This is a genomic window from Nocardiopsis sp. TNDT3 (assembly GCF_003427465.1).
GTDB classification, from domain to species: Bacteria; Actinomycetota; Actinomycetes; order Streptosporangiales; family Streptosporangiaceae; genus Nocardiopsis; species Nocardiopsis dassonvillei.
The window spans coordinates 1-4,168 of record NZ_QPFC01000774.1 but is presented as its reverse complement, the minus strand read 5'-3'; the positions used below and the strand labels follow the sequence as shown (position 1 = coordinate 4,168).

4 protein-coding genes and 1 pseudogene are annotated in these 4,168 nt (G+C 76.1%); all 5 read left to right on the top strand.

What is annotated here, in order from left to right; genetic code table 11:
• On the top strand, window positions 1–1,021 hold a 1,021-nt coding region (locus DQW06_RS19075; RefSeq protein ID WP_157983490.1), incomplete at its 5' end, for a cytochrome P450.
• A complete protein-coding gene (locus DQW06_RS19070) occupies window positions 1,015–1,290 on the top strand; it encodes a ferredoxin (protein ID WP_198662494.1) in 276 nt (91 codons plus the stop codon). The genes DQW06_RS19075 and DQW06_RS19070, both read left to right, overlap by 7 nt.
• Window positions 1,291–1,355: 65 nt before the next feature.
• Window positions 1,356–2,867 carry an ABC transporter substrate-binding protein gene (locus DQW06_RS19065; RefSeq protein ID WP_013152089.1) on the top strand — a complete coding sequence of 504 codons (1,512 nt, stop codon included), beginning with the start codon at window positions 1,356–1,358 and terminating at the stop codon, window positions 2,865–2,867.
• Complete coding sequence (locus DQW06_RS19060; RefSeq protein ID WP_013152090.1) at window positions 2,867–3,856, top strand: ABC transporter permease; 990 nt, start codon at window positions 2,867–2,869, stop codon at window positions 3,854–3,856. Before DQW06_RS19065 ends, DQW06_RS19060 begins: the two co-directional genes overlap by 1 nt.
• A pseudogene (locus tag DQW06_RS19055) lies at window positions 3,853–4,168 on the top strand (ABC transporter permease); the annotation flags it as partial. The gene DQW06_RS19060 and the pseudogene DQW06_RS19055, both read left to right, overlap by 4 nt.

Sequence of the window (4,168 nt, the reverse complement as noted above, 5' to 3'; positions counted from 1 at the left end):
CTCCAGCTCCGACGCCCGCCACCCCGCCTTCCCTGCCCTGGGCAGGGGCGAACAGGCGGTCGCCGCCGACCTGCGCCCCTTCATCCGCATGGACCCGCCCGACCACACCCGTGTCCGCCGCATGCTCGTGGGCGAGTTCACCGTGCGCCGGGTGCGCGAGATGCGCCCGGAGATCGAGCGGATCTGCGCCGAGCAGGCCCGCCACCTGCTCTCCCTGCCGACCCCCGCCGACCTGGTCGGCGAGTACGCCAACCGGGTGTCCACGACCGTCATCTGCCGCCTGCTCGGCGTCCCCCTGGAGGACCTGGAGTTCTTCCGGCGCATCACCACGGTCTCGGGCGGGCGCGACAGCACCGAGGAGGAGGTGGGCGCCGCGCTCGCCGACCTGTTCGGCCTGATCAACCGGCTCATCGACGAGAAGGCCGACGACCCGCGGGACGACCTCATCAGCCGCCTGGTCACCGGCCCCCTGGCGCGCGGGGAGATCACCCGCCAGTCCCTGCTCTCCCAGATCGGCATCACGCTCAACGCCGGGCACGAGACCTCGCGCAACATGATCCCGCTCGCGGCGCTGGCCCTGCTGGACCACCCCGACCAGCTGGCCCTGCTGCGCGAGGACCCCTCGCTGTGGCCGGGCGCGGTGGACGAACTCCTGCGCTACCTGTCCGTGGCCGACGTCATCACCCTGCGCGTGGCCACCGAGGACATCCCCCTGGACGGGGCCACCATCCCGGCGGGCGACGGATACATCGCGCTGCTCGGCGCCGCCAACCGCGACCCCGCGGCCTTCCCCGAGCCCGGGAAACTGGACGTGACCCGCTCGCAGCGGGGCCACGTCGCCTTCGGCTACGGGACGCACCAGTGCGTGGGGCAGAACCTGGGGCGCCTGGAGATCGAGGTGGCCCTGCGGACGCTGTTCGAGCAGGTGCCCACCCTGCGCCGGGCGGTGCCGCTGGAGGAGCTGCCCCAGCGTTCGGCCTCGGCGATCTTCGGGCTGGAGGAGGTGCCGGTGTCGTGGTGAGCCCCGACCGCGACCGGGCCGGCGAGCCGTCCGGCCCCGACGGGGCCGAGACCTCGCCCGATCCCGGCCCGCTGCGCCTGCACGCCGACACCGGCGTGTGCGCCGGAGCCGGACAGTGCGTCCGGGCCGCCCCCGACCTCTTCGACCAGGACGACGACGGCCTGGTGGTCCTGCTCCGCGCCGACGTACCCGAGCGGGACCGCGAGCGCGCCCTGACGGCGGCCGACTGGTGCCCCTCGGGCGCCGTCAGCGTCCACGAAGCCTCCTGACCCCCGAGTCAGGACACCATCCCCCGGGCCGTGCCGACCACGGCCCCGATCCGAAAGGCCCCACGATGAGACGACGATCCCTCATGGCCGGTGCGTGCGCACTGGCCCTGGTCGCGACCGGCTGCGGCGGCGGAGGGGAGCAGACCGCCGCCTCCGAGGAAGCCGCCCTGCGCTACGCCGCGGTGGGGGCGCCCGCCGCCACCACCCACGACCCGCACGGACGGGTCGGCAACGAGGCCGACTACCTGCGCTTCGCCATGCTCTACGACGTCCTCACCGTCACCGACGAGCAGGGCGCGGTCCAGCCGCGCCTGGCCACGGCGTGGGAGCCGGTGGACGGCGACCTCACCCGCTGGAGCGTCACCCTGCGCGACGACGCCGCCTTCTCCGACGGCCAGCCCGTCACGGCCGACGACGTCCTGTTCTCGCTGCGCCGCATCCAGGGCAAGGGCGCGGAGAACAACGGCCGCCTGTCCATGTTCGACCTGGAGGCCTCCAGCGCCACCGGCGAGCACGGGCTGGAACTGGTCACCCGCCAGCCCTACGCCGAGGTCGGCCTGGCCCTGGCCTCCCTCACCTTCGTCGTGCCCGAGGGCAGCGAGGACATCACCGAGCCCGTCGCGGGCTCGGGCCCCTTCGTCCTGGACGAGGGCGACGACACCACCTCCGTCCTGAGCCGCAACGACGACTGGTGGGGTGAGGCGCCCTCCTACGAGAGGCTGGAGATCACCGCCATGCCCGACCCGGCCGCGCGCGCCGCCGCCGTCGCCTCCGGGCAGGCCGACGTCGCCGGGAGCGTCGCCCCGGCCACCGCCGAGCAGTACGCCGACGGCGGTGAGGTCGAGGTGGTCACCCGCCCCGGCGGCGTCAACTACCCGCTGGTCATGGACCTGGAGACCGAGCCCTTCGACGACCCCGACGTCCGCGAGGCGGTCAAGCTCGCCCTGGACCGCGAGCAGCTCGTGGAGACCGTCTTCCTGGGCTACGGGGAGCCCGGCGCCGACCTCCTCAGCCCCCTGGAGCCCTTCGCCCCGGACGCGCCCCCGGTGGAGCGCGACCTGGACCGGGCGCGCGAACTGCTGGAGGAGGCCGGGCACGGCGGCGGGGTGTCCCTCACCCTGCACGCCACCAATTCCTACCCCGGCATGGAGGAGGCCGCGGTGCTGGTCTCCGAGCAGCTCGCCGAGGCCGGGATCGAGGTCGAGGTCGAGGTGGGAGCCCCCGACACCTACTGGACCGAGGTCTGGAACGTCGAACCCTTCTACCTCAACAGCCTCGGCGGCAACGGCTTCGTGGACTTCTCCCGGATGGCGCTGCTCGCGGACGGCCCCATCAACGAGACCGGCTGGAACGACCCCGAGTGGGACGCCGCCTTCAACGACGCGCTGGCCACCGCCGACGAGGCCGAGCGCCACGCGGCCCTGGGCGGACTCCAGCAGCGCATCGCCGACGAGGGCGGCTACGTGGTCTGGGGCGTGGGCGACGGGATCGACCTCACCGCGCCCGGCGTGACCGACCTGCCCACCGGCCCCGGGTTCCACCGGCTGCGCGTCGAACAGGTCGGGGTGCCGGGCTGATGACCCCCACCCACGCGGCGCCGCCCGGCGCCGTGCCGCGGACGCGGGGAACGGGCAGGGCCCTGCTCCTCGCGTCCGCGAGGGCCCTGCTCCTGCTGGTGGCGGTGTCGGCCGCGGTCTTCGCCGCCACCGAGCTGCTGCCCGGCGACGCCGCCCAGCTGCGGGCGGTCCCCGGAGCGCAGCAGGAGGAGGTCCAGCGGCTGCGCGAGGAACTGGGCCTGGACGCGCCCGCCTGGCAGCGCTACGCCGCGTGGGCGGGCTCCCTGGCCACCGGCGACCTCGGGGTCTCCCTGGTCAACGGGCGGCCCGTCGCCGACGCCCTCCTCCAGCGGCTGCCCGCCACGCTCGCGCTCGTCGGGGGAGCGCTCCTGCTGGCCGCGCCCGCCATGCTCGCCCTGGGCTGGTGGGCGGGCTCGGCCCGCCGGGGCGGGGGAGCGCCGACCGCGCTGCTGACCGGCGGCGCCGCCCTGCCCTCGGCCGTGGTGGCCAGCGGTCTGGCCGCCCTGCTCTCCGGGGCACTGGGCCTGGTCCCGCCGGTGTCGCTGCTGCCCCCGGGCAGGCCGCCGACCGAGAGCCCCGAACTGCTGGTCCTGCCGGTGCTGTCCCTGGCGCTGCCCACCGCCCTGTTCGGCGCGAGCCTGCTCTCGGGCGCGGTGGCCGACGCCCTGCGCCGCCCCCACGTGGCCGACTCCCGGCGCCGGGGCAGCCCCGCCTGGCGGGTCGCGGCCGTGGACGTGCTGCCCTTCCTGCTCGCGCCCCTCACCCGTGTCCTGGCCGTCAGCGCGGGCGGGCTCGTGGCCGCCGCGACCGTGGTGGAGACCCTCTTCGGCTACCCCGGGCTCGGTTCGCTCCTGGTCGCCTCCCTGGCCTCGCGCGACCTGCCCGTGGTGCAGGCCACGGCGGTGCTGGCGGCGGCGGTCGTCCTGGCGGGCCTGCTCGTGGCCGACGCCGTCGCGGCCGTGGCCGACCCCCGGGGGAGGACGCCGTGAGCCGCGCGCTGTTCCCGGTCCTGCTGGTCGCGGTGCTGGCCGCCGCGCTCCTGGGGCACTGGCTGGCGCCCCACGACCCCACCGAGCCCCTGGGCGTGCCCTGGCGGGGACCCGCGCCCGGCCACCCGCTGGGCACCGACGCCCTCGGCCGGGACGTGTGGTCGCGCGTGCTCGCCGGGGGAGGGGAGCTGCTGACCGTCTCGGTGGCGGCCGCGGTGTGCGCCTCGGCCGTCGGCGTCGTCGGCGGACTGGCCGCGGGCTGGGCCGCGGGCGCGGTCGACCGCGCGCTCACCGCGGCGGCCGACCTCATGC